Origin of the sequence: Arthrobacter sp. GAS37, from assembly GCF_044908325.1 — a bacterium.
In the GTDB taxonomy this organism is placed as follows: Bacteria; Actinomycetota; Actinomycetes; order Actinomycetales; family Micrococcaceae; genus Arthrobacter; species Arthrobacter ramosus.
Window position 1 is genome coordinate 81,772 of sequence record NZ_JBIYDB010000017.1, and the last position, 25,562, is coordinate 107,333.

Annotated in this window: 20 protein-coding genes and 1 pseudogene; 14 read left to right on the forward strand and 7 right to left on the reverse strand. The window is 64.9% G+C overall.

Going from position 1 to position 25,562, the window contains the following annotated elements; all coding sequences use genetic code 11:
- Positions 1-192: 192 nt before the first annotated feature.
- The 6 genes from ABH924_RS14780 (at position 193) to ABH924_RS14805 (ending at position 8,188) form a co-directional block, all read left to right on the forward strand.
- Entirely contained in the window at positions 193-1,605 is a 1,413-nt protein-coding gene (locus tag ABH924_RS14780) for a dicarboxylate/amino acid:cation symporter (protein WP_404499909.1), read from the forward strand.
- Positions 1,606-1,715: 110 nt separating this feature from the next.
- Positions 1,716-2,144, forward strand: a complete 429-nt coding sequence (locus tag ABH924_RS14785; RefSeq protein ID WP_404499911.1) for a YbjQ family protein — start codon at positions 1,716-1,718, stop codon at positions 2,142-2,144.
- Between the two features lie 37 nt (positions 2,145-2,181).
- On the forward strand, positions 2,182-2,868 hold the full coding sequence (locus ABH924_RS14790) for a TetR/AcrR family transcriptional regulator (protein ID WP_404499913.1): 687 nt from the start codon (positions 2,182-2,184) through the stop codon (positions 2,866-2,868).
- A gap of 26 nt (positions 2,869-2,894) precedes the next feature.
- Complete coding sequence (locus ABH924_RS14795; RefSeq protein ID WP_404499915.1) at positions 2,895-5,417, forward strand: MMPL family transporter; 2,523 nt, start codon at positions 2,895-2,897, stop codon at positions 5,415-5,417.
- A 138-nt stretch (positions 5,418-5,555) separates the two neighbouring features.
- Positions 5,556-6,230, forward strand: a complete 675-nt coding sequence (locus ABH924_RS14800) for a Maf family protein (RefSeq protein WP_404499917.1) — start codon at positions 5,556-5,558, stop codon at positions 6,228-6,230.
- A 149-nt stretch (positions 6,231-6,379) separates the two neighbouring features.
- Positions 6,380-8,188 (forward strand): acetyl/propionyl/methylcrotonyl-CoA carboxylase subunit alpha, encoded by a 1,809-nt coding sequence (locus ABH924_RS14805; protein ID WP_404499919.1) that lies wholly within the window; start codon positions 6,380-6,382, stop codon positions 8,186-8,188.
- 91 nt (positions 8,189-8,279) lie between these two features.
- Here the strand turns inward: ABH924_RS14805 and ABH924_RS14810 are convergent, their stop codons facing one another.
- Positions 8,280-9,689: an MFS transporter gene (locus ABH924_RS14810; protein ID WP_404499921.1), complete on the reverse strand. Its 1,410-nt coding sequence runs from the start codon at positions 9,687-9,689 to the stop codon at positions 8,280-8,282.
- A 292-nt stretch (positions 9,690-9,981) separates the two neighbouring features.
- On the opposite strand from ABH924_RS14810, the gene ABH924_RS14815 reads away from it, so the two are divergent.
- From ABH924_RS14815 to ABH924_RS14825, 3 genes are read left to right on the forward strand one after another with little or no spacing between them, the layout of a single operon-like run.
- Entirely contained in the window at positions 9,982-11,388 is a 1,407-nt protein-coding gene (locus ABH924_RS14815; protein ID WP_404499923.1) for an MFS transporter, read from the forward strand.
- A 1-nt stretch (position 11,389) separates the two neighbouring features.
- On the forward strand, positions 11,390-13,633 hold the full coding sequence (locus ABH924_RS14820) for a molybdopterin oxidoreductase family protein (RefSeq protein WP_404499925.1): 2,244 nt from the start codon (positions 11,390-11,392) through the stop codon (positions 13,631-13,633).
- Entirely contained in the window at positions 13,630-15,192 is a 1,563-nt protein-coding gene (locus ABH924_RS14825) for an FAD-dependent oxidoreductase (protein ID WP_404499927.1), read from the forward strand. Before ABH924_RS14820 ends, ABH924_RS14825 begins: the two co-directional genes overlap by 4 nt.
- 14 nt (positions 15,193-15,206) lie before the next feature.
- Here ABH924_RS14825 and ABH924_RS14830 read toward each other — a convergent pair whose 3' ends face one another.
- From ABH924_RS14830 to ABH924_RS14845, 4 genes are all read right to left on the reverse strand, one after another.
- Positions 15,207-15,974: a tyrosine-protein phosphatase gene (locus tag ABH924_RS14830; RefSeq protein ID WP_404499929.1), complete on the reverse strand. Its 768-nt coding sequence runs from the start codon at positions 15,972-15,974 to the stop codon at positions 15,207-15,209.
- Positions 15,975-16,048: 74 nt separating this feature from the next.
- A complete protein-coding gene (locus tag ABH924_RS14835) occupies positions 16,049-16,276 on the reverse strand; it encodes a nuclear transport factor 2 family protein (protein ID WP_234750816.1) in 228 nt (75 codons plus the stop codon).
- A 200-nt stretch (positions 16,277-16,476) separates the two neighbouring features.
- Positions 16,477-18,258, reverse strand: coding sequence for a DUF222 domain-containing protein (locus ABH924_RS14840; protein WP_404499931.1), 1,782 nt, complete (start codon positions 18,256-18,258; stop codon positions 16,477-16,479).
- 48 nt (positions 18,259-18,306) lie between these two features.
- The gene (locus ABH924_RS14845) at positions 18,307-19,293 is read right to left on the reverse strand and encodes a S66 peptidase family protein (protein ID WP_404499933.1); all 987 of its coding nucleotides are present in this window, start codon (positions 19,291-19,293) and stop codon (positions 18,307-18,309) included.
- 151 nt (positions 19,294-19,444) lie between these two features.
- On the opposite strand from ABH924_RS14845, the gene ABH924_RS14850 reads away from it, so the two are divergent.
- Positions 19,445-19,627 (forward strand): type II toxin-antitoxin system Phd/YefM family antitoxin, encoded by a 183-nt coding sequence (locus ABH924_RS14850; protein ID WP_404499943.1) that lies wholly within the window; start codon positions 19,445-19,447, stop codon positions 19,625-19,627.
- A gap of 526 nt (positions 19,628-20,153) precedes the next feature.
- On the opposite strand, the pseudogene ABH924_RS14855 reads toward ABH924_RS14850, so the two are convergent.
- Positions 20,154-20,549 (reverse strand): annotated as a pseudogene (locus tag ABH924_RS14855) (SDR family NAD(P)-dependent oxidoreductase); the annotation flags it as partial.
- Positions 20,550-20,624: 75 nt separating this feature from the next.
- Here ABH924_RS14855 and ABH924_RS14860 point away from each other — a divergent pair.
- Entirely contained in the window at positions 20,625-21,095 is a 471-nt protein-coding gene (locus ABH924_RS14860) for a MarR family winged helix-turn-helix transcriptional regulator (RefSeq protein ID WP_404499935.1), read from the forward strand.
- A gap of 87 nt (positions 21,096-21,182) precedes the next feature.
- On the opposite strand, the gene ABH924_RS14865 is transcribed toward ABH924_RS14860, so the two are convergent.
- Positions 21,183-22,598, reverse strand: coding sequence for an NAD(P)H-quinone dehydrogenase (locus ABH924_RS14865; protein WP_404499937.1), 1,416 nt, complete (start codon positions 22,596-22,598; stop codon positions 21,183-21,185).
- A 145-nt stretch (positions 22,599-22,743) separates the two neighbouring features.
- On the opposite strand from ABH924_RS14865, the gene ABH924_RS14870 reads away from it, so the two are divergent.
- The 3 genes from ABH924_RS14870 (at position 22,744) to ABH924_RS14880 (ending at position 25,106) form a co-directional block, all read left to right on the forward strand.
- Entirely contained in the window at positions 22,744-23,544 is an 801-nt protein-coding gene (locus tag ABH924_RS14870; protein ID WP_372460924.1) for a purine-nucleoside phosphorylase, read from the forward strand.
- A gap of 104 nt (positions 23,545-23,648) precedes the next feature.
- Positions 23,649-24,254 carry a hypothetical protein gene (locus tag ABH924_RS14875; protein ID WP_404499939.1) on the forward strand — a complete coding sequence of 202 codons (606 nt, stop codon included), beginning with the start codon at positions 23,649-23,651 and terminating at the stop codon, positions 24,252-24,254.
- 117 nt (positions 24,255-24,371) lie between these two features.
- Complete coding sequence (locus tag ABH924_RS14880; RefSeq protein ID WP_404499941.1) at positions 24,372-25,106, forward strand: YcnI family protein; 735 nt, start codon at positions 24,372-24,374, stop codon at positions 25,104-25,106.
- Positions 25,107-25,562 lie beyond the last annotated feature (456 nt).

Sequence of the window (25,562 nt, forward strand, 5' to 3'; positions counted from 1 at the left end):
AAAACGACAACAAATGCGAGTCAGTTGGGTTGACCATACGAGATCTTCCCCACATTCCGGCCGGGAATAACTTCATAAATGGGTGGATTGGCGGCGAATTCGTTGGGCTATTGGGGTGTTGAATTTTTCAGTTCCCGTAACATTTCTCAACGTCGGGTCGCGGTGGTATTTGCCGGGGCCTAGTTTGTTCCGGTGAGCAATTCATCCAACACTTTGACTTCCGCCGGAAAGACTTCGTCCCGGCTTCCCAAGTGGGCAACGTCCTTCGGTGTCCAGATCATCGCGGCCCTGATGATCGGCCTGGCCCTCGGCCTCGTGGCCAAAGCCACCGGTAGCACCACGAAGGCTCCCAACGGGCTCGGCGCCACGCTGCAGACCATCGGCTCGAGCTACGTCTCGCTGCTGCAGACCGCCGTCGTGCCCTTGATCTTCACCGCAGTGGTGAGCTCCATCGCGAACCTCCGCCAAGTGTCCAATGCGGCGAAATTGGCGTGGAACACCTTGCTCTGGTTCGCCATCACTTCGCTCATCGCAGTGATGATCGGCATCGGACTTGGAGTGCTCCTGCAGCCGGGCTCCGGCACCGGCATCACCAAGAAGGCCGAGTACGCCGGAAAGACCGGCGATTGGTGGGCGTTCCTCACCGGCCTCTTCCCCAAGAACTTCCTGGGCATTGGCGCCAGCACGAGCGTCACGGACGGCGTCGCCAGCACGTCGATCAGTTTCAACGTGCTGCAGATCCTGGTGATCGCCATCGCCGTCGGCGTCGCGGCCCTCAAGGTCGGCAAGCAGGCCGAACCGTTCCTGAACCTCAACGCCTCCGCCCTGGCCGTCATCCAGAAGGTCCTCTGGTGGATCATCCGTATCGCCCCGCTTGGCACCATCGGCCTGATCGGCAACGCTGTGGCCGTCTACGGTTGGGACACCATTGGTTCGCTCGGCAAGTTCACGGTGGCCATCTACGCGGGCCTGGCCCTGGTGCTCTTCGTCGTGTACCCCATCCTCGTCAAGACCCACGGACTGTCTGTCAAGCAGTACTTCTCCGGCGTGTGGCCCGCCGTTCAGCTGGCATTCGTCTCGCGTTCCTCGATCGGCACGCTCCCGCTCACGCAGCGCGTCACCGAACGCAACCTCGGAGTTCCCCAGGGTTACGCATCCTTCGCCGTGCCGCTCGGCGCCACCACCAAGATGGACGGTTGCGCCGCCATCTACCCGGCCGTTGCCGCGATCTTCGTTGCCCAGTTCTTCGGCATCAACCTGGACTTCAGCCAGTACCTGCTGATCGTGGTGGTTTCGGTCCTTGGTTCCGCGGCAACGGCAGGCACCACGGGCGCCGTCGTCATGCTCACGCTGACCCTGTCCACGCTGGGACTGCCGCTTGCCGGCGTCGGGCTCCTTCTGGCGATCGACCCCATCCTGGACATGGGCCGCACGGCCGTCAACGTGGCGGGACAGGCGCTGGTTCCGGCCATCGTGGCCAAACGGCAGGGAATCCTGGACGAATCGCTCTACAACGCGCCACGCACGGGAACAGCGTTCGCGGCCGAGACCGAGTCTCCGGAGGCATCCGAGGACACTCGCGAGCTCGCTGACGCCAAGGCCTAGCGGCGGTTCACCATCGCACGGACGAATCCCCGGGGAATGCCCTGGGGATTCGTCCTTTTAACGGTGGGCATTAAGGGTGGGAAACGGTGAATTCTGGATAGGCTCTGTCCATGCTGATAGTCACCTCAAACAAGATTCCGGGCCACAGGATCGACGCCGTCTTCGGCGAAGTCATGGGCCTCACCGTCCGCTCCCGGGATCTCGGCTCCCAAATGATTGCCGGTTTCCGCTCCCTCGGCGGCGGCGAGCTGCCCGAAATGACCAAGGCGCTCTATGAAAGCCGCCAGGAGGTCATGGCCCGCATGGTCAGCGAGGCACAGCAGCGCGGCGCCAACGCAATCGTCGCCATGCGCTTCGACACGTCCGAGATGGGCGGCAACTGGACCGAAGTGTGCGCCTACGGCACCGCGGTGTTCGCCATCCCCTTGGCCGAAGGCGAGCCGGGCGCCACTGGCCAGTCAATCTGCCTGACCAGCGCCGCAGCCAAGCAGTCCGAGCAGCCCACACAGCCCACGACCGAAGATTCAACCCGACCTTAACTTGCCCGGAGTGCAAAGTTGCACTTAGTGTAAGTCCGTGACAACTTCCGACACCACCGCCCTCCCCTCGCGCCGGGAACAGAACAAACTGGCCACCCGCCGAGCGATCGCGGACGCAGCCCTCGCCATGTTGCGCAGCAAGGGCGCCGGCAATTTCACCGTGGAAGACATCGCGGAAGAGGCCGGCGTATCCCGGCGCACCTTCTTCAACTACTTCCCGAGCCTCGAAGCCGCCCTGGCCTCAGTGACCGAGGGCTTCCTGGACCATGCCCTCGAACAATTCCGCTTGCGCCCTTCGGATGAGCCCATCCTCGATTCCGCCCGGGCCGCCCTCATGGCGCTGGCTGGCCCCATGACGGTTTCCCCCATGGCCGAGCTCTTCAGCCTGACCCACGACAACCGAGCCTTGGTACGTTCCGAACTGGAAGCCTGGGACCACTGCACCATGCAGATCATCGACGCCGCCCGTCTTCGCCTCGGCCCGGATGTTGATGAGCTCTATTTGCGGGCCTTGGCCGGGTCCATCATTTCGTGCGGCAAGGCAGCCATGAGCGTCTGGTTCGAACAACACGGCCCGGATCTTTCCCCTGAATCCCTGGCGAGCCTGCGGCAGCACTTGATCGACGCAATTGGCCTGCTCGGTTCAGGCTTCGCGGCACCCGCCCCTCAGGGCCCGGCGTCGCGCGGTACTCAGCCCGCGGCTGCCCCACAGCACTCGGCATAACCACACACCGACAGATCGGTTCCGATATGGCACTCCTGCTCTACCGTCTTGGCAAGTTCTCCTACCGTCACCGCTGGCTGGTGATCTCTCTTTGGCTGGCCGTCCTCGTCGCCGTCGGCGGCTCCGCTGCCGCCTTCCACGGCACCATGTCCAACAACTTCCAGATCCCGGGCACCGAGACCCAGCAGATGCTGGACAAGCTCAAGAAGGACCTTCCGGCCTCCTCGGGTGGTTCCGCGGGGATCGTCTTCGAAGCCGGCGACGCCGGATTCAACCAGGCCGGCAAGGACGCCATTGCGTCGGCCCTCGCGCAGCTGGAAAAACTGCCGGATGTGCAGTCCACGGTCAACCCCTTCACGACCCAAGCCACCTTGGACAAGGCACCGTCCGATCTTGCTGCCGCGGAACAAAAGGCAGCCACCGGGCAGGCTGAGCTGGACAAGGCGGGGGCCACGCTCGATGCAGGTGATGCCCAACTGAAGGCCGCCGAGCAGCAAATGACCGCTGCGGGCATGCCCGCTGCGCAGATCCAGGCCCAACTTGCCCCGCAGAAGGCCGAACTCCTGGCCGGGCGCGAAAAGCTCGATGCCGGCCAGAAGCAAGCCACTGATGGTGCCGCCGCCCTTGCGTTGGCCAAACGCCAGGTGACAGCTTCCCAAGGCATGCGTTTCGTCTCCCAAGACGGTAAAGCGGCGATCGCCCAGGTCCAGTTCAAGACCTCCATCAACGGTTTGACCCCCGCCGTCCGGCAGCAAGTCCAGGACATCGTCCACGGAGTCTCCTCGGCAGGTGTCACGGCCCTGGCCAGCAAGGAAATCACCGAGGACGTCTCGCAGCTGTTCGGTGTCTCCGAAATCATCGGCATCGCCGTGGCGGCCATCGCCCTCATCGTGATGCTGGGAACGCTCGTCGCTGCAGGCTTGCCCCTCCTGATGGCTATCATTGGCGTGGCCGTGGGCGTCGGCGGAACCTTTGCCCTCACCGGCGTCATTGACATGAGTTCCATCTCCCCGATGCTCGCGCTCATGCTGGGACTCGCCGTCGGAATCGATTACTCGCTCTTCATCGTCAACCGGCACCGCGGGCAATTGCTTTCGGGGATGGACGCGGAGGAATCAGTGGCCCTCGCCACCGGCACCTCGGGAAATGCCGTCCTCTTCGCTGGCCTCACTGTCGTCATCGCGCTTGCCGCATTGGTCGTTCCCGGGCTCCCGTTCCTTGCCGTCATGGGCCTGTCGGCCGCCGCGACGGTGGCAGTCGCCGTCGTCGTCTCCCTCACACTGACCCCGGCGGTGCTGTCGCTGGTCGGCCGCAAACTGATCTCGAAGCGGGCGTGGGCCAGGGCCGAACGCCACAACGCGGAGCCGGAGCACGCCTCGGCGGACCGCGCAGAGGACCAGCGGCGGAGCAGCCGCGGGTGGGGCGGGCTCGTGACCCGGCACCCGGTGGTCTCGCTGCTTGCCGGCGTCGTGCTTCTCGGCGTGCTGGCCCTTCCGGCCTCCCAGCTGCGCCTCGCTTTGCCCGACGGCGGTTCGGAACCGGTCGACTCGCAAGCGTTCAAGGCCTATGACCTCACACGGAAAAGCTTCGGCGAAGGCATGACCGGTCCCATCGTGGTTGTCGGCACCTTCCCGTCCGGGCTCAGCGACGACCAGGCCAAGGCCAAGCAGTTCGACGTCGCGGACAAGCTGCGCAGCGTCGACAACGTCGTGGCAGCCGTACCGGTAGCCCTCAGCCCGGATCACCGCACGGCCGTTTTCCAGGTCATCCCCAAGGACGGGCCCGCAAGCGCCAGCACCGTCCAGGTGGTCTCGGAACTGCGCGCGAAGGGTTCCGAAATCCAGCAGGCCACAGGCGCCACCATTGGATTGACCGGGCAGACAGCCGGCAACATCGACGTCTCCGCGAAGCTCGGTGCCGCCCTCCCGCCATACTTGGCGATCGTCGTCGGGCTCTCGCTGGTCCTCCTGCTGCTGGTGTTCCGCTCGATCGTCGTTCCGCTGCTCGCCACCGGCGGCTTCCTGCTCTCGCTCGCGGCAGCCTTCGGCGCTGTGGTGGCCGTCTACCAATGGGGCTGGCTGGGCACCGTGTTCGACGTGCCCAATCCCGGAGCCGTGCTGAGCTTCCTGCCGATCATCCTGATTGGTGTCCTGTTCGGCTTGGCCATGGACTACCAGGTGTTCATCACCTCCGGCATGCGCGAATCGTTCATGCACGGGGAGAACGCGAAGCAAGCGGTCCGAAGCGGCTTCAGCCATGCCGCCGCCGTGGTCACTGCCGCCGCCATCATCATGGTCAGCGTGTTTGCCGGCTTCATCTTCAGCCACCTGACCATGGTCCGGCCGCTCGGTTTCGCGATGGCGTTCGGCGTCCTCGTGGATGCGTTCGTGGTCCGGATGACCATCGTTCCTGCCGTGATGTACCTGCTGGGCGAGAAGGCCTGGTGGCTGCCGCGCTGGCTGTCCCGGATCCTGCCCGACGTCGACGTCGAGGGCGCCAAGCTGCAGCGCACGACGGCGGCAGGCGGGGCCAAGGAACTGGTCCACTAAGCGCCTGCTCACTAAGAAACACCCACATACGTGAGCGAGCGTCCGGCCAAACACCCACATAAGTGAGCGAGCGTCCGGCCAAACACCCAGATAAGGTAGCGAGCTTCGGGGGGCGGCGCCGCGTACTACGCTTGAGCCGTGACCCGATTGATCCTGGCTTCCCAGTCCCCCGCCCGCACCAAGCTCCTCACGGAGGCCGGAATCCACCACGAAGTGCTCGTCTCGGACGTGGACGAGGACGCCGTGCAAGCCCGGTATGGAGTAACCGACGCGCATGACACCGCTCTCCTCCTCGCCCGCGCCAAGGCCGAGGCTGTCGCGTCCCTGCCCGACGCCGAGGGGGCCCTGGTGATCGGCTGCGATTCCGTGTTCGAGTTCGACGGCGAATCGCACGGGAAGCCGTACACGATGGACGTGGCCAAGGAACGGATGCTGCGCATGAGCGGATCCAAGGGCGTACTCCACACCGGGCACTGGCTGGTTGACTGCCGCGAAACCGCAGCGGACGTGAACGACGGCGAGACGGCCGTCGGCACCGGAGCAACAGTCGGTGCTGTGTCCAGCGCAGAAGTCCACTTTGCCGAGATGAGCGAGAAGGACATCGACGCCTACATCGCAACCGGCGAGCCCCTGCATTGCGCGGGTTCGTTCACGATCGATGGCTTGGGCGGGGCCTTCATCCGCAAGGTCGACGGCGACCCTCACGCCGTCGTCGGGCTCTCCATCTCGACCCTCCGCGATCTGCTCGGGCAAGCGAACGTTGGAATCACCGAACTCTGGACCCAAAACGGCTCCGAAGCGAGCAGCGAATAGGGGCGGTCCGGGTCGCCGACCCGGCGGCCGGTTTCCGGACTTTGTAGCAACCCTACAAAGACAGGCCGTCTCACACACGGAATCCCCTATCAATATGGGCGGAACCCTCAAAATCACGCTAGGCTCCCTGAAGGACAGAAGGAGTCAACTTGTCAGCTAATCCGGCGCAGCCCATTTCCAGCCCTCTCACCAAGGTCTTGATCGCCAACCGAGGCGAAATCGCGGTCCGCATTATCCGCGCAGCCCGGGACGAAGGCATCGCTTCCGTGGCCGTCTATGCGGACCCCGACCGCGACGCCCTGCACGTCCGGCTGGCAGATGAGGCCTACGCGCTGGGCGGCAATACCGCAGCTGAGTCGTACCTCGTGATGGACAAGTTGATCGAGGTCGCCAAGCAGTCGGGTGCGGACGCCATCCACCCCGGCTATGGCTTCCTCGCCGAGAACGCCGAGTTCGCCGCCAAGGTCATCGACGCCGGCATCACCTGGATCGGCCCGTCCCCGGACGCCATCTCTGCGCTGGGCGACAAGGTGCAGGCCCGCCACATCGCCGAAAAGGTCGGCGCTCCCCTGGTTCCCGGCACGGCCGACCCCGTCGAATCCGCCGACGAGATCCTGGCCTTCGCCAAGGAATTCGGGCTCCCGATCGCCATCAAGGCCGCCTACGGTGGCGGCGGCCGCGGAATCAAGGTGGCCCGCACCATCGAGGAAATCCCCGAGCTTTTCGAGTCCGCAGTGCGCGAGGCCATTGCCGCCTTCGGCCGCGGTGAGTGCTTCATCGAGCGCTTCCTTGATTCCCCGCGCCACGTCGAGACCCAATGCCTGGCCGACGCCTACGGAAACGTGGTTGTGGTCTCCACCCGCGACTGCTCCCTCCAGCGCCGCAACCAGAAACTCGTTGAAGAAGCTCCGGCACCGTTCCTGACCGCCGAGCAGAACGAGCGACTGTACGAGTCTTCCAAGGCCATCCTGAAAGAAGCCGGCTACCTCGGCGCGGGAACCTGCGAATTCCTGGTGGGCCAGGACGGCATCATCTCCTTCCTTGAGGTCAATACACGTCTTCAAGTTGAGCACTGCGTTTCAGAGGAAGTCACGGGCCTCGACCTCGTCCGCGAGCAGTTCCGCATCGCCCGAGGCGAGAAACTCGGCTATGGCGATCCCGAGGTCCGCGGCCACTCCTTTGAATTCCGCATCACCGGCGAAGACCCGGGCCGCAACTTCATGCCTGCACCGGGAACCGTCAGCACCCTGAAGAACCCGACGGGTCCGGGCGTCCGTATCGACTCCGGCATCGAACAGGGCGACGTCATCAGCGGGAACTTCGATTCCATGCTGTCCAAGCTGATCGTCACCGGAGCCAGCCGCGAACAGGCCCTCCAGCGTTCCCGCCGGGCCCTTGAGGAAATGGTGGTTGAAGGCATCCCCACCGTCATTCCTTTCGACCTCGCAGTGGTAACCGATCCCGCCTTCGCTCCTACCGAAGGCCCGTTCAAGGTGCACACGCGCTGGATCGAGACTGAGTTCGTCAACAACATCCCCGCGTGGACGCCCACCGGAACCGGAACAGAAGCCGCCGACGCCGGTGAGCGCCAGCGCGTCGTCGTCGAGGTTGGCGGCAAGCGGCTGGAAGTCGTCCTTCCCGCGACTCTCGGCTCGGTTTCGTCGGTTGCCGGCCCGGGCGCCAAGGGCGCGAAGGTCAAGAAGCGTTCCCGCTCTGCGGGCGCCACAGCTGCGGTTGCAGGCGGCAACGCCCTCACTTCGCCGATGCAGGGCACCATCGTCAAGGTGGCCGTAGCCGCCGGCGACGTGGTTGCCGAAGGCGATCTGATCGTGGTCCTCGAAGCCATGAAGATGGAACAGCCCCTCACCGCCCACAAGGCCGGCACCATCCACGGCTTGGTGGCCAAGGCAGGCGAGACCGTCTCGGCAGGCGCCGTCATCGCGACGATCGAAGACTAAGACGATCGAAGACTAAGCAGCGCAAATGGCTCCGGCCCCGCACGATTGGTGCGGGGCCGGAGCCAGTTAACGCGAGCCTGTTAATACAGGGTCAAGCTACGTTGTTCTCGTAGTCCGTGTCCTTGGTTTCCTTGGACAGGAACAGTGCCACGAGCGTCAGGACTGCCATGGCGCTGAGGTAGACACCCACCAGGACTGTGCTGCCCTTGGCCGATTCCCAGAGCCAGACCGCGATGAACGGAGCCACAGCCGCGCCGAGGATGCTGGACATGTTGTAGCTGACCGCGGATCCGGTGTAGCGGACGTTGGTGGGGAACAGCTCCGGAAGCAGCGCACCCATGGGTCCGAAGGTGAGGCCCATCAACGTAAAGCCGATGATGAGCAACGCCATGGTGCCGACGAAGCCGCCACCGAACAGCGGCACGAAAAGCAAGCCGAACACCAGGATCCCCGCCGTGACGGCCAGGAGCATCTTGCGACGGCCGTACTTTTCGGCAAGCGGGCCGGCCACGAGGGTGAAAATGCCGAAGAAGACGACGCCGGCAATCAGCATCCAGAGGAAGTCGTTCCGGCTGAAGCCCAAGCCCGGGACGAACGCCGCGACGGCCGCGTCAGTCATGGGCTTTCCGGCCTTGACCGCTGCGGCTTGAGCGCCCGCCAGGGTGGGCTTGGTGCCGTAGGTCAGCGTGAACGTGGTCATCAGGTAGAACAGCACGTACGTCGCGAGCATGATGAAGGTGCCGAGGATCAGCGGGCGCCAGCTTTTCTTGAACACGCGTCCGATGGGCAGCTTGGCCACTTCGTTCGACTCGAGCACCTTGGTGAATGCGGGAGTTTCAATGAGCTTGAGGCGCACATAGAGGCCGAGGATCACCATGACGGCGCTGAGCAGGAACGGCACGCGCCAGCCCCAGGCGGCGAAGGCCTCGGGAGTCAGGGTGTAGCTGAAGACCAGGAAGATGATGTTGGCCAGGATGAAGCCGATCGGTGCACCCATCTGCGGAAATGTTCCATAGATCGCGCGTTTGTTGGCCGGCGCGTTCTCGGTTGCGAGCAGCGCTGCGCCGCTCCACTCACCACCGAGGGCCAGGCCCTGGGCGAAACGCAGGACTACCAGCAGCGTGGGGGCCAGGAACGTCCAGCCCGGAACCTGCGCCGTCGGGAGGCAGCCGATCAGGAACGTGGCAATACCCATGGTCAGGAGGGACGCAACCAGGGTTCCCTTGCGACCGAACTTGTCACCGAAGTGGCCGAAAATTATGGAGCCGAGCGGCCGGGCGACGAAGGCCACACCGAACACCGCGAAGGAGCTCAGCAGTTGGGTGGTCTCGTCAGCCGTCGGGAAGAAGAGTTTGGGAAAGACAAGCACGGCCGCGGTGGCGTAAACGTAGAAATCGTAGAACTCGATGGACGTCCCGATGAGGCTGGCGAAGATCACCCGTCCCTGCGAGTTGACCGGCTTGACTGACTCGCTTTCCTTGGATTCAGCGATGGAAGACATGTAGTGGTTGCTTTCCGTTCACGCCGGCCCGGCGTCCCTGAGCCTGCCGGCAAAGATTATTGAGAGTTCAATAATAGTTCCCGGTATCCAACAAATGGACAATCAAGTCCAGTATGCGGACGCTTTGGAAAGTCTCACTCTGTGGTCCGCACCACACAACCTCACCGTCGCCTCACGCACCGGTGACCCCCTCCGATAGGCAAATGTCACAGCACGTTTACAAACCGCGACGGTCCGCGAAACGCGCCGTCCCTAACGTGGAAGTACAACGTCCCCACAAAGGAGGCACTCCGTGACAGTTGACCGAAGCACCGAAATCCTCACCAACGAGCAGGCGCCCACCGCCCTCGTCCCCGAGCTTGAACACCGCCCTGGCCGCTGGATTGCCAACTGGGATGCAGAGAACAAGGATCAGTGGGAAGCTGCTGGCCGTTCCATCGCCAAGCGCAACCTGTACTGGTCCATCTTCGCCGAGTTCCTCGGCTTCGTCGTCTGGCAGCTCTGGTCGATCGTCGTCGTCCAGCTCCCGGCCGCAGGCTTCAAGTTCGACACCAACCAGATCTTCTGGCTCATCTCGATCCCCAGCCTGGTCGGTGCCACCCTGCGCATCCCTTACACCTTCATGGTTCCAAGGTTCGGTGGCCGCAACTGGACCATCGTCTCGGCCCTCCTGCTGCTGATCCCGACGGCGGGCCTCGCCCTGTGTGTCTCGACCCCCGGCACTCCGTTCGGCGTCATGCTGCTGGTAGCTGGCCTTGCGGGCTTCGGCGGAGGCAACTTCGCCAGCTCGATGGCGAACATCACCTTCTTCTACCCGGCCCGTGAAAAGGGCTGGGCGCTGGGCCTGAACGCCGCGGGCGGCAACCTCGGTGCCGCCGTCGCGCAACTCGTCGTTCCGATCGCCGTCACCCTCCTGGCCGCCGGCACGGTCAACCTGCCCATGGCCGGCCTCATCTGGATTCCCCTCATCCTTGTCGCCGCATTCGGTGCTTGGAAGTACATGAACAACCTCACCAGCGCCAAGGGCGACGTGGCAGGCTCCATCGCCGCGTTGAAGGAGCCGCACCTGTGGATCATGGCCTTCCTGTACATCGGCACCTTCGGCTCGTTCATCGGCTTCTCCGGAGTCTTCCCCAAGCTCATCAAGGACTACTTCCCGGCCTTCTCCTCGATGCACCTCGGCGCGGTTGTCCTCTCGCTCGCCTTCCTTGGCCCGCTGGTCGGCTCCCTCGCCCGCCCTTACGGTGGACGCATGGCTGACCGCATGGGCGGAGCCCGGATGACCGTCACGGCGTTCGCAGCGATGGCCATCATCACCTTGACCATGATCTGGACACTCCCGCTCAAGAACTTCTGGCTCTTCCTGGTCCTGTTCCTCTTCCTCTTCACGGCAAGCGGCTTTGGAAACGGCGCCACCTACCGCATGATTCCGGTCATCTTCGCCACGTCCAGCCGGGCCGCACGCTCGGGGGCCAGCGCCGCGAGCACGGCACGCCTCGCGTCTTCCTCCCTCGGCCTGATCTCGGCAATCGGCGCCTACGGCGGATTCGTCATCCCCCAGGTGCTCAACGCATCCAGCGCTTCCGGCTCCTACACCCCCGCGTTCTACGGCTTCGTCGGCGCCTACGTGCTGATGCTCATCGTCTGCTGGGTCTGCTACCTCCGGAAGGCCAACCGTAACGCGATGGGACACATCTAATATGCCCAATGGCGCCAACACCCACTGCCCGTATTGTGCGCTGCAGTGCGCCATGACCCTGACCCCGGCTGCGCCCTCGGCGCAGTCGGGGTCAGACCCCGTTCCCGCGGCAATGGCACTTCCGCCACTGGAAGTATCCGGCCGCGACTTCCCCACCAACCGGGGCGGGCTGTGCCGCAAGGGCTGGACATCGCCGTCGTTGTTGAACCACACCGGACGCGTCACGGAACCCCTGCTCAAAGGGCCCGACGGCGTCCACCGGCCGGTCACGTGGGACCAGGCACTCACGCTGATCACCGGAGCCGTCAAGCAGACCCGCGAGCAATACGGGCCCGACGCCGTCGGCGTGTTCGGCGGCGGCGGACTCACCAATGAGAAGGCCTACCAGTTGGGCAAGTTCGCCCGACTGGCCCTGGGAACCTCTCGCATCGACTACAACGGACGTTTCTGCATGTCTTCCGCTGCGGCAGCCGGTAACCGCGCGTTCGGTGTGGACCGCGGCCTCCCGTTCCGCGTGGAGGACCTTGATTCGGCAAACGTTATTTTCCTTCTCGGCTCCAATGTTGCCGAGACCATGCCGCCGTTCGTCCAGCACCTGCAGGGCGCGCGCGATTCCGGCGGGTTGATCGTGGCCGATCCCCGCCGTTCCGCGACGGCCGCATTCACGGGCGACGGCGGCGGCATCCACTTGCAGCCGACCCCGGGAACGGACCTCGCCCTGCTGTTAGGTATCTCCCACGTAGTGGTCCACGAAGGCCTCGCCGACTCCGAATACCTCCTGGACCGCACCACCGGGTACCCGGCAATCGTTCGTAGCCTCGCCGCCTTCTGGCCGGAGCGCGTCCAGTCGATCACCGGCGTGCCCGCCACGCTCATCCGGGACACCGCCCGCCGCCTCGCCGACGGCGCCCGGCGCGGCGGCAGCTACATCCTGACCGGCCGCGGAGTCGAGCAGCACGTCGACGGCACGGATACCGCCACAGCCGCGATCAACCTCAGCCTCCTCTTGGGCCTGCCGGGTTCCGCCCGCAGCGGCTACGGCACACTGACGGGCCAAGGCAACGGCCAGGGTGGCCGCGAGCACGGCCAAAAGGCCGACCAGCTCCCCGGCTACCGCAAGATCACCGATCCCGCCGCCCGCGCCCACGTCGCCAAAGTGTGGGGCGTGGACGAATCACTCATCCCCGGCCCCGGGCTGCCGGCCGTGGAGTTGTTGAAGTCCTTGGGACAGCCCGACGGCGTCCGTTGCCTTTTCGTGCACGGCGCCAACGTGGCGGTGTCAGCTCCCGACGCCGGTGCGGTGATCGAGGGCCTGCGCAGCCTGGACTTCCTGGTTGTCTGCGATTTCTTCATGTCCGAGACCGCGCTTGAAGCCGACCTCGTCCTCCCGGTCACCCAATGGGCCGAGGAAGAAGGCACCCTGACCAACCTCGAGGGCCGCGTGCTCCGCCGTCGGAAGGCGCTCACTCCTCCCCCGGGCGTCCGCAGCGAATTGTGGCTCATGGCCCGGCTCGCCGAATCGCTCGACGCACCCTCCACGTTCAGCGACGATCCTGAGACGGTCTTCGAGGAGCTCCGGCTCGCCTCGGCAGGCGGCTTGGCCGACTACTCCGGAATCGACTACGCCATGCTGGATCGCGGAGAAGCCGCGTACTGGCCCTATCCCACCGGCAGTTCGGGAACCCCGCGACTCTTCCTCGATAGCTTCGCGCACGCCGGTGGACGCGCGGTGATGGTCCCGGTGGCACCGCAGAAGCGGTCCCGGCGCTCCGCCGTCGTCGGCTCTGATCCCGATCCGCTGACGCTCGTCACCGGGCGATTGCTGGAACATTACCAATCGGGCGCCCAGACCCGCCGCGTGGCCGAACTCGCGGCCGCGCAGCCGGAGCCGCTCTTGCAGATCCACCCCGCGACGGCGGCCGTCAGGGACATCTCCAGCGGCGACTTTGTCCGGGTCTCCAACGAGCGCGGTGAGGTCCTGTGCAAGGTGGAGCTCAGCAACAGTATCCGGACGGACACCGTCTTCCTGCCTTTCCATTTCCCAGGACTGGGCAGCGCCAACCGTCTCACTGAGGCGGTCACGGATCCTATCTCCGGAATGCCGGAGTTCAAGACCAGCACGGTCTGGGTCCGGAAGGCGGCACTAGCAAATGTCGAATCGGCGTTGGCTGCCCAGTTGGCTGTGCTCTCCACAGCTGTACCAGCGGGAGCCGGCTTGTCAATGCAAGTCAAGGAGGCATCGTGAGCGAGCGCATTGTGGTGGTCGGGTTCGGACCGGTCGCGGCCAGGCTGGTGGACGAGCTGTTGCCCGCCGTGCGCAGCGGCCTGGTCCAGCTGCTCGTCGTCGGACAGGAAGCCGAAGCCGCGTACAACCGCGTCATGGTGGCGGAACTCGGCGTGGGGCGGACCACCGCGGAGGCACTCGCGATGGTGGACGCTAGCGATTTGGCGGCCGACGGCGTCGAGGTCCGGCTGGGCGTCACCGTCAAACGCATCGACCGTGCACGCCAGCAGGTTGTCCTTTCGGACGGAACCGCGCCTGGCTACGACCGCCTGGTGTTCGCCACCGGATCGAGGCCCGTCATTCCGAACCTCACGGGTATCAACCCCGCTCCGTCGCACCCTGTGCTCCCTTTAGGGGTGACGGCACTCCGCGACCTCCGCGACGCAGGGCAATTGCGCGACGCCGTGACTGCCGGCAAGCGCGTGATCGTCCTCGGTGGCGGCGTGCTTGGCCTCGAAACGGCCCTGGCCGCGGCAGAAGAAGGCGCCCTGACCACGGTGGTGCACAACGGTTCCTTCCCACTGGGCGGCAATATCGACCGCGGCGGTGGAGCCGTTCTCGCGGCCAGCTTGCGCAACAGCGGGATCACCATGGTGGGCAACGCCCGCTCCACGGCTGTGGAACACAACGGTCCGGATGGCATGTTTTCCGCCCTTGTGCTCAACGACGGGTCACGGATCGAAGGCGACCTTCTTGTCCTTTCCTGCGGCGTTCGCCCACGGATCGAACTGGCCGAGGGGTGTGGGCTGCCTGCAGCCACCGGCATCCTCGTGGATCACCACCTGCGGACCTATCACGAGCCGCACATGTTCGCGATCGGCGACTGCGCCGAAGTCCGCTGCGCCGATGCCGAGTGCGCCGAATGCCGCACCGCACTGGGCCCGTCCGGGCTGGTGGGTCCGGGCTGGCGCCAGGCCGAGTGGCTTGCCGAGTACCTGATCCTCCTCGCCGAGGGCGGCCAGGAGGCTGCCGACAGCTTGGCGCCCCTGCCGCAGGAGAAGCCCGGCGTCGTGGTGTTGAAGGCGCGAGGCATGAACCTCGCGGTCGCTGGCGACAACAGCGCCGAGCCCTGGGATGACGAGTTGTTGTCCGTCGGTGTCTCCGAGGGGACGCCCCGGCGCCAAGTTGCCCAATGGGCCGATCCCGAACACGGCCGCTACGTCAAAATGACGACGCGGGGCGGCGCGCTCGAGGGACTCGTCACCGTAGGCATGCCACGCACGGCCGCGGAGCTCGTGATGCTGTTCGAACGCGGCTCCGAGCTGCCCGCAGACCGTTCACTCCTGCTGCGCCTGGACGGCCCGGACCAGCTCGATTCTTCTGCTTCGAATGATGATCCGCAGCGCACGGTGTGCCGCTGCGCGGGTGTCAGCGGTGCGAGCATCGAGCAAGCCGTGCTGGATGGCTGCTCTTCCGTGCCGGAGGTGTCCAAAGCGACCCGCGCGGGAACGGGGTGTGGAGGCTGCCACGGGGACATCAAGGGGATTATTGAACGGCATTTCCAGGGGGTTGCGGCGTAAGTGGTTTGGGGGGCTCAGGCTATCCCTTCCCGGTTTGGGGGTGTGGTGGTCGCGCCGCGCCAAGTGAACAGGCCCTCCCGGTCCTCGTCGGTGAGCGCTGCGGCGTCGAGCAAGCCTTTAAGATCGAATTTTGCCAAGGTATCCCGGAACGCGCCTTCGGTTGTTGTACCGTGTTGCCGGCACAGTTCCTCAAGCCTTGGTTCGGCGTTGTTTCGTTTGCTGTTGGCTGCCCGTGCATCACCCAGCCTGACTGTTTCCAGATAGTCATCGACGATGCATTCGGGGTCGGCGCCGATCGCATGAAGCAGGGCCATGGCGAGTAGGCCCGTCCTGTCCCTGCCTCCCACGCAATGGAAGAGGACCCCTCCTGCAGGCGCGTTGACCACAGCGGATATGGCGGCGCCGGCCCGTTCGGGCATGGCCGCAAGGTGCGGGAGGAAGTAGAGAGCTGTACCGACCAGCCCGTTGTCCCAGTAGTCGGCCCAGAACTCTTTGTTTTCCAAACCGTCAAGGTCAACGTGGATGGTGGTGAGCCAGCCAGGCCGTTCCCGCACGTCTGTGTTGCGCTCGCCTTGCTGACGAAGGTCGACCACGGTGCGGATCCCGGCATCATGTATCTGCTGCCATCCGTTGCCAGTGATCCAATCGACGTTCTCGCTCCGGAAGAACACGCCCCTTGGAGTGACCGTCCCATCTACGCGCCGTAGACCGCCGAGGTCGCGTCCATTGACCAAGCCGTCAACTTTGAGTGTGCGATCTTCCTTTCCTCTCGGACCCCCCATGGCCCTAGTAAACCAGAGAGCGCCCAAGGGCAGAGCAGCTACTTGGGTTGTCGTGCGGACTGGGAAAGGCTCGGTCAGCTGTCCGGCATAGACCGAGTTGAATCGGCTGTCAGTTGTTCGTGGACAATCTGCCAGCCTTCGTGTGTGCGCATGAAGACGTTGGTGCCGCGTCCTCTTCCGACGTGTTGCTGCCCGTCGATAATTCCCGTCCAGGAGAATCGGTAGCGGCACACGGCGGCTTCCTCCTGCACCAGCACCCACGTCAATTCGTCGACGACGTATCGCTCGTCCCGAATTGCCAAGGAAGGTCGCCTCGATGGCTGCCCAGACCTCATCCCGCCCCTCGTGAGATCCGTCTGAGAACCAGTAGGTAGCGTCCCTGTCTCTGTACGGAAGAACCCGCTCGATGTCGTGCGTGTTGTTGGCCGCCTCATACCCGCGCCTTACAGCTGTGAGTTCATCGACGTACTCTCGCACAGGCAGGTCACACCGAAGCACTAGGTCACACGTGGAAGTAGTGGTTTTTGCGTGGCTGTTGCCGTGGGTCGATGTGGGGTGGCGGGATGAACCAGGGCACGCCTGCCTGGACCTGGATCTGCCACTCTTCCTTGTGGATGAGGTGGTGGTGGTGGCTACAGAGGAGCGTGCCGTTCTCGACGCTGCTTGGTCCACCCCTGGACCAGTACGTGATGTGGTGGGCTTCGCACCACGGGGCCGGCATCGTGCATGAGGGGAACGCGCAGCCTTTGTCCCGGGCGGTGATGGCCTTACGGATGTGGGCGGGGAAGATCCGGGAGGCCCGGCCGATGTCCAGCACCTGGCCTTCCCCGCCCAGGACGACGGGAATGATGTCCGCATCGCAGGCGATCTTCCGCAGCGTGGCCGCCGGTACCGGACCGCTGAACGTAAAACTCCCTGTGCCCTGTTGCGGTCCGCCGGAGCGCCCCGGTTGTCCGGATTGCCCGAGGAACGTGAGCTGCCCGGCTTCCTTCAGTGGTGCCAGCAGGTCGCGGTGGTCGATGGTGGCCATGATCTGGGGGCGCTGGCCTCCGGCCGCGGGCAGCGCCCCGGTGGCGAGGGAAATCTTGCAGGCGCCCAGCAACCCGTCCAGGAGTTTCTGCGCCCTCGTGCGGCGGTCCAGGGACGCGGCATCATCGTCGCGCGAATCACCCGGCCGGCCGTCTGCCGGAGCGTTTGACGACTCGCTCCCGCCGCCCGCGTCCGCCTGCTTGTCCCCGGGTCCTGGCTCCCGGGACGCGCGGGTCCGGGGATTGGTGGCGGTGTTCATCACGGTGAGCAGGTGCTCGTATTGGTCCTGGGTGGCGAAGATTTCCACATGCTGCAGCCCGTGTTTGGGTTTGCGGAGGAAGGCGCCCTGGAGGTGGCGCAGGGCTTCCTCGCCGGGCTCGGCACCGTCCTGGTCGATGGCTTCGGTCCAGCGGCGGGCGATCCTGGCCAGGAAATCGGCATCGTTCTCGACCGCTGTCATCGTCAGCGCGTGTTCCATGTCCGCGGCCGCCTCGGGGCTGCACAGGGGCCGGACGCGTTCCAGCGCCATGGTGATCGTGGTGGCCGGACGGGACGCGATGCTCCCGCAAGCCAACGCCGCGGCCACTTCCCCGTACCGCGGCCGGATCCCTTGCCCCGTCAGGGAGCGGCCGGGCAGCAGGTCCTCCGCCAGGGCAAGGCGGCGGCGGGCCTCGGCCGTGCTGATCTGCAGCAGCGAGCGCAGGTGCTCGCCCGTGTTCCTAAACTCCCGGACCCCGGTGAGAACGGACCCCGCAGCGAGACCGCCGCTCTCGACATCGGCACAGGCACCGGCTGCCCCGGCTTCAGTTCCGGGGCCGCCGGCACCATTGATGGAGCCGTCCGCCCGGGCTTCGGCTCCCCAGCCGCTCGTCCAGCCGGACCCGCCGGCCGGCTCCTGCTGCCGCACCTGGTGCAACTGCCCCGCAGCGACGACCTGCAAATAGTCCAGGGTGCGGGAGAGTTCCTCCACACCGAAGGCAAACGCCGCGGAGTCCTGCAACCCCAGCGGCCCGACGTCGTCAACCGCCGTCCGCGCCAGCGACTGCAACGCCGCAAGAGCCCCCTCCAGGACCCGCTGCGGAGCACCGCGATCGCCGCCGTGATCTTCACCCGGATCCAGCAGAGCGAGCCGGCGCGGCACCGGCGCGTGACCAACCGCAGTCACCGCCCGCGCCGGCCTCACCCTTTGGAACACCGCGAACCGGCCAGCGGGCGCGGCGCCCTGGCGGCTGGTGAGATGTCCGATCGCTTCCATGGATTAACTCTGCCAGCAGGCACTGACAAAATAACCCACCCTCCCACGTCAGTGGCGCGTAATCCTCAAAGCACTCAATTCACCGACCGAGACTTCGGCCTCGCCACCGATCGCGAAAGTGAGCATTGGCGAGGTGTGGCCAAAATCGGCATTGGCGAGAACGGGCAAGCCTGCCAGAGCAGGTTGTTTGGCCACGATCAACGCCAGCAGATCCCGGCTCATTCGGCTTGCCTGCTGAAAGCGGCCTATCACGAGACCCCGAATGCCCCCTGCCCCTGGCATCTGCAGCAGCGACGCCAGGTCCCGCGCAAATGTGGCTGGGTGGCTTTCGAAGTCGTCCTCCAAGAAGAGGAGTGCCCCTTCCAAAGACGGCATGTTGGCCGTTCCCTGCAGAAGATTCAGGGTGCAGAGATTTCCGCCCACGATCCGCCCGCTCGCCGTACCGTCTTGCAACGGCCACCAACCATCGCTCGGAATCAGCGTCCGAGCGTCTTGGTCTCGGAACCACGCGTCGTCGGTCCAAGCCGACGCCGGACGCAGTTCCATGGGAGCTTCGGCAAACAGCGCGTCCAGGAACCAGGCCTGGGTCTCCTCGAGGTGGTCCCGCATGCCGAACGTGGACCAGTGCGGCCCGGAATAGGTCGCCAGTCCGGTTCGGGCATGGATCGCGTTTTGAAGAGCCGTGATGTCCGAGTAGCCACACAGTATCTTCGGGTTCGCCGCGATGAGCTCCCAGTCGAGATACGGAAGCAATTCGTTGCTGCCGAATCCACCTATCACGGTCAGGACTCCCGCTACTTCCGGATCCGAGAAGGCCGCATGAAGATCATCGACGCGTGACTGCACCGACGACGAAAGAAGCCCATCCATTTCGTCAACGTGCTCTCCGAAGGAAAGACGCAGACCCATTTCCGCGAAGCGCCTCTCGATGTGGCTCGTGTTGTCGTGTTCCATGACCACAGCGCGGCTCAGCGCGGGCGCGACGACGCGCACCAAGTCACCCCGACGAAATTTGGGTGGGTAGATAGATGGCATGCCCTCGAGGCTAACAAACCGGATCCCGGCCAACTGCCCGCCCTGCCACGCAATCGACGTACTCAATTTTGGCTATGAGTGAAATCTCGTGGAGCGAAGCGCGAACCCGCCGCCCCAAGTGGTTGATCAGGCGCGCGCAGAGCACGATCCTGTGTACCTCACCGACCGCGACCGTCGCGTCGCCGCGATCATTGACACCGACGACCTTGAACTTCTGATTGAATTTGCCGCGGATGCCCTAGATATCCGGGCCGCCCAAGAAGCAGAGGAAGCCATGACGGCTGGTGAACAAACCATCCCTTGGGAGCAAGTGAAATCCGACTTGGGTCTCTGAGATCTGACGATGCCCGGTCCCGCTCCACAACGGTTGATTTATGAGCCGCTGAGAAGTTCTTCAGTGCCTGCCCAAAGGCGCGCCTGCATCGCTGAGTCACCTCCGGGATGGACAGGGGTGAGAGTCGGCGGGTGTTCTTGACGGTGTAGTAGCCACCGGACTGCCCGGCAAAAACGGGGTCTGTGGCTAGTTTCACGATGAGGCCGGCGCCACGGGCCGGGTCGCCGATGTGGAGCGCGGAGAGGATCTTCTCGAGTCTCGCGGCGAAACCGAGTTCGCGGCCGAGTCCGGTGACATTGAAACCCGGGTCCAGGCAGTTGGCGGTCAACCCAGTCCCGTCGAGGCGGCGAGCGAGTTCGAGGGTGAACATGATGTCGAGGAGCTTGCTCTTGCCATAGAGCCGAGACGACCCCCGCGCGGTGAAAGGAACTGTGTCCGTCAGGTCCGACGGGAGGGTGAGTGTTCCGTGCCGCCGGGAAGCCTCGGACGCGACGTTGACGATGCGTGCGCCCGGAGTTGCCTTCAAGGTGGCGAGGAGTTCCTGGGTGAGGATCCACGGGGCGAAGTAGTTGACGGCGACCATTTCGGGATAGCAGTCCGGGGTGATTCTCTGTTCGAAGGCGTGGACGCCGGCGTTGTTGATCAACACGTCGATCCGCGCGTAGTGGGCGGCAATTTCGCGGCCGACGCGGCGAACGTCCGCAGTCCGAGCGAAGTCGGCCATGAAGATCTCGACTTCTGTCCCAGGCGCGGCCATTTCGATGCATGCTGCGGTTGCGGCGGCGCGCTCAGGGCTTCTGGCAGTGAGCCCGAGGCGCGCGCCCTGTTTAGCGAGTTCGATCGCCGCGAGGCGTCCGAGGCCGCTTGTTGCTCCGGTGATGACGATTGTCGGTGCTTCGGACGGCGACCCGGGTACGGACATGGACACTCCTCGAGGGCAGACTTACCCCACTCAGATATAGTGGGTATTTCCAAATCATAAGAAGTTGATGGGTAAATGTCTACTAAATTCGCTGATCGCATGTCGGACGATCCGTCACGTCGAGACCTCGAGCTGGCACTCGGCGTCGAGCTCAACGCGCTCCTCAGCGCTTCCCGGGCGCTCACCGAGCGGAGCGCGGCCGCATTCCACCCGGCGCTGCAGCCTGCCGCGTTTCACCTAGCACGTTGGCTTTACGCCTACGGCCCCGCGAAGCCCAGCACACTTGCCGAAGCCGTCGCTATGGACAGGAGCTCCACCAGCAGCCTCATCGGACGCATGAAGGACCTCAAATTGCTCGAGAGCACGCCGGACCCCGACGACAAGAGAGCGGTGACCATCGCACTAACGCCCGCCGGGGAAGCGCAAGTGCGCAAAGCACTCGACCTTCGCGGAACGACATTCTTCGAACGCACCGCGCACTGGTCCACTGATGACCTCCACACATTCACCGCCCTGCTTCACGCTTTCAACTCCCCTCAGGGATAAGCGGACCGCAGGCGAGATGGTGGGGCCGAAGACAGCGAAAGGGTCCAACGGCAACTCACCGTCGAACCCTTTTCACCTCAGAAAGGCTTACATATGCACGTGCAGCCGTCGCGCCGCTTCGGAGATGGACCCGGTCAGCGAGGGGTACACCGTAAAGGTGCTCGCGACGTCGTCGACGTGCAGTTTCTGCTTCACCGCAACGGCGATCGGGAAGATCAGCTCAGAAGCGTTCGGCCCCACGACGACGCCGCCGATCACAGTGCCCGAACCCTTGCGCGCGATGATCTTGACGAAGCCGTCCTTCGAGTTGCGCATCTTGGCGCGGGCGTTGCTCAGCAGGGAGAGCATGACCACGTCGCCCTGGTACTTGCCCGATTCGAGGTCTGCCCCGGAGACGCCCACAGAGGCGATCTCAGGTGAAGTGAAGATGTTGGAGGCCACTTGCCGGAGCTTGATCGGCATGACGGCATCGCCCAGGAAGTGCGCAACCGCAATGCGGCCCTGCATGGCAGCGACCGAGGCGAGGGCCAGGATCCCCGTGCAGTCGCCTGCGGCGTAGATGTTCGGCGCGGTGGTGCGGGAGACGCCGTCGACCTTGATGTGACCGGACTCCGTGACAGCCACGCCCGCCTCTTCCAGCCCGATTCCGGCCGTGTTGGGGATGGAGCCAACACAGACGAGGCAGTGGCTGCCCGACACGGTGCTGCCGTCGCCGAGCGTCACCTTCACGCCGGCGTCGGTCCTTTCGACGGCCTCCGCGCGTGAGCGCGACAAAACGCGCACGCCGCGGCGCTTGAAGACACCTTCAAGGACCTGGGCCGCGTCGGTGTCCGAGCCGGGCAGAACCTGGTCGCGGCTCGAAATCAGGGTGACGTTCGAGCCAAGGCCGTTGTAGGCAGAAGCGAATTCGGCGCCGGTAACGCCGGAACCGACGACGATCAGGTCTTCCGGAAGTTCCTCAAGGTTGTAGATCTGCGCCCAGTTCAGGATGCGCTCACCGTCGGGCCTGGCCGTGGGCAGTTCGCGGGGGTGGGCGCCGACGGCGAGAAGAATGGCGTCGGCCGTAATCGTCTTGACGCCGTCCGCCGTGATGACCTCGATGGTGTGGTTGTCGAGGAGCTTTCCGGAGCCCATCAGGATCTCTACGCCAAGGTGCTCAAGGCCCACCCGGATGTCGTCGGACTGCTCCCGCGCGAGGTGCAGGACGCGGTCATTGATGTGGCCCAGGTCCGCGCGCATGCGGGGCACTACATCGCTGCCGTCGACGGCGAACTTGACTCCCAGCTCCCCCGCCTCGCCGACGCGGGTCATGAGATCCGCCGTCGCGATGAGGGTTTTGGAAGGTACGACGTCGGTGAGGACGGCTGAGCCGCCGAGCCCGGCGCGCTCGATGAGGGTTACCCGCGCTCCCAGGTGCGCCGCGACCATGGCCGCTTCATACCCGCCCGGACCTCCGCCCAGGATCGCGATTCGTGGTGAGCTGAAGTCAGGATGCATGGTCACAATGTTCAATTCTCACTTAATGCCGGCGGACCTGCCACTAAGTCCCACCTGAGAACGCCCGCAGAGGCCGTTTGCTTGCCCCACAGCGCCCTGTTCAACAGCGCGCGCGGCACTGTAGTTTGTACCAGTGAGTAACACAGAGCTGATCAAAACAGACCCATTCGAGGCCGCCAAAGCTGCGGCCGACTACATCGCGGCGGAGACCGGCGTCGAATCCCACGACGTCGCGCTCGTGCTCGGCTCAGGCTGGGGCGCGGCTGCGGATCTCATAGGCGAAACGACGGCGACCCTCACGGCGTCGGAAGTTCCCGGCTTCCACGCTCCTGCCGTTGAGGGGCATGTGGGCACGATCCGCTCGGTCCTGACGAAGGAAGGCAAGCGGGCCCTCGTTCTCGGCGCGCGTACCCACTACTACGAAGGCAAAGGCGTTCGCGCAGTGGTCCACGGCGTTCGCACAGCCGCGGCAGCCGGATGCAAGACCCTCGTGGTGACCAACGGCTGCGGCGGCCTGAACGAAGCCTGGACCCCCGGCACTCCCGTTCTGATCAGTGACCACATCAACCTGACGGCGGCTTCTCCGCTTGAAGGTGCCACCTTCGTGGACCTCACGGACCTGTACTCCTCGCGTATCCGCGGCCTGGCCCGCGAAGTGGATCCCACGCTCGACGAAGGCGTCTACGCCCAGTTCACAGGCCCGCACTACGAAACTCCGGCTGAGGTCCAATACGCCAAGCGAATCGGCGCGGACTTGGTGGGCATGTCCACCGCTTTGGAAGCCATCGCCGCCCGGCACGCAGGCATGGAGGTCTTCGGCATCTCCCTCGTGACCAACCTCGCCGCAGGCATCAGCCCGGTACCGCTGAGCCACCAGGAAGTCATCGAGGCGGGCCAGACGGCGGGCGCACGCATTTCGCGCCTCCTGGCGGACATCATCGCCAAGCTCTGATCGAATAGCCGGGGAGCCAAGGCTCCCCGGCTATTCCGGAGTTCGTCGCACAGTAGAATTTGAGTGATTCTCCGCCGTAGCGCTCGAACCGGAAAGGACCGCCGATGACGACATCCGCGCCTTTCCGGGTTTTGCGAACGGGCCTGATCGGTTCAATCATTCTGGGCTTCGCCGCGGGTGGGCACTTGGCCGGTGGCGGAATCCTCCCGGCGCCGGCCATTTTGACGGCGCTTTGTGCCCTGACAATCCTCCCTGTCGCCATACTGACGCGCACCCGCCTTTCGCTGCCCGTCGTCGCGGGGCTGCTGGGGGCCGGGCAGCTCTGCCTTCACTGGGCTTTCTGCGCCCTGTCCGGGACTTCCTCCGCAGCGCAGCTTCAGTCCGGGCATGCAGGACATATTTCCTTGGGGCCAGCTCCGGAAACCGTAAGCGCCATCGCCTCGACCCACTCCGCGGCAAGCGATTGGCAAATGCTCGCGGCGCACACAGTCGCAACCTTGGGCACGGCGCTGGTGCTCGCACGGGGCGAACAAGCACTATGGGCCCTGGCGACGTGGCTGCGCCCGTTGGTCCACCTGCCTGCTCCAACAGCGGTCCAGCCACTTCGCACCCCCGCCCCCTGCTCGGCCCCGGCCGTGCGTCCTCGTGCCCTTCCCGGCCTTCGGCTTCCCTCCCGGCGCGGTCCACCAGCCCTGGTTTCCGCCGCCTAAGACTCTCCCCTTTCACCTACGGGCAGGGACAGGCGGCAACCCGCTGCCTTCACCGGGCCGGACTTACGTCCACCCCGGTCCCTCACCGCTTTTCCTTTGTGAAAGGGCACCATTGCCATGAAGACCTCCCACCGCCGCACCCTAAAAACCGCCTGCGCCGCCACGATGGCCGCCGGGCTGCTCGCGTTCGGCGTCTCAGCCGCCTCCGCACACGTCAACGTCAATCCCGACGACCCCGCAGCGGGCGGCTACACCCACCTGACCTTCAACGTCCCCAACGAGTCCCCGACGGCCAAGACCAGCAAGCTCGAAGTCTCACTCCCCACGGACACACCCTTCAACTCGGTGTCAGTCAAACCGGTCGAGGGCTGGACGGCCGAGCTGGTCACCACCGCCCTGCCCAAACCCGTCACGGTCGCAGGGGCAACAGTGACCAAGGCGGTCAGTTCGGTGGTGTGGACCGCGGACGCCGCACACCAGATCGGGCAGGACCAATACCAGGCGTTCTCGATCTCCGTGGGTGTGCTGCCCGACGCCGGCACCACCATCACCTTGCCAGCGACCCAGACGTACACCGACGGCACAGTAGTGAAGTGGGACGAGAAGACCGTCGAGGGACAGCCCGAGCCCGAGCACCCGGCTCCCTCGTTCGTGACGACCGCCAGTGACGCAGCCGCATCGGCGGCGACCACGTCCTCCCCGTCCGTGACCCCGGCTCCGTCAGCTGCGGCATCGACGACATCCAGTGACGCCGGATCCACGGCCGGCTGGTTCGGCCTCGCGGCCGGCCTCATCGGCCTGGCCGCGGGCGTCACCGCCCTGGCGCGAACCCGCTCCACGAAGACCAAATAGCGTCACCACGAAAACCCGAACTGCCCGCGCCGGATCCCGGCGCGGGCAGTTTTGCATCCCCCGCCAGATAACAAACCTGGACATGGGACCGCAAGAACGAGCCCGGGGGGCGCGTTCCGCCGGGGGCCTCGTCGGATTCTGCTGGATCATTCCGTCCGTTGCAGGCTGCAGCCGCGAGATTCCAGAGTGCCGCAGTTTGTCCATTCGAATGATTGAGCAAAATCCGACGCGACGCCACCGAAGAGAGAGTAGGAGCAGTCCAGGGTTGCTGCCCAGCTCACGCGCCCCCGATCCAGCAGATCACGCAGCACGCGACAAACGTCGTCGCGCCAATTTTCCGACTCCTGTCAAGTCAATTCGCCCTAGTACTACAGTCGCGTTTATAGGGTGTGTCCGCGGGCCTTGTAATGACTATGTCGTGCGCGGTGTTGGTGTTTTCGCCGCCAGGTTGAGTGT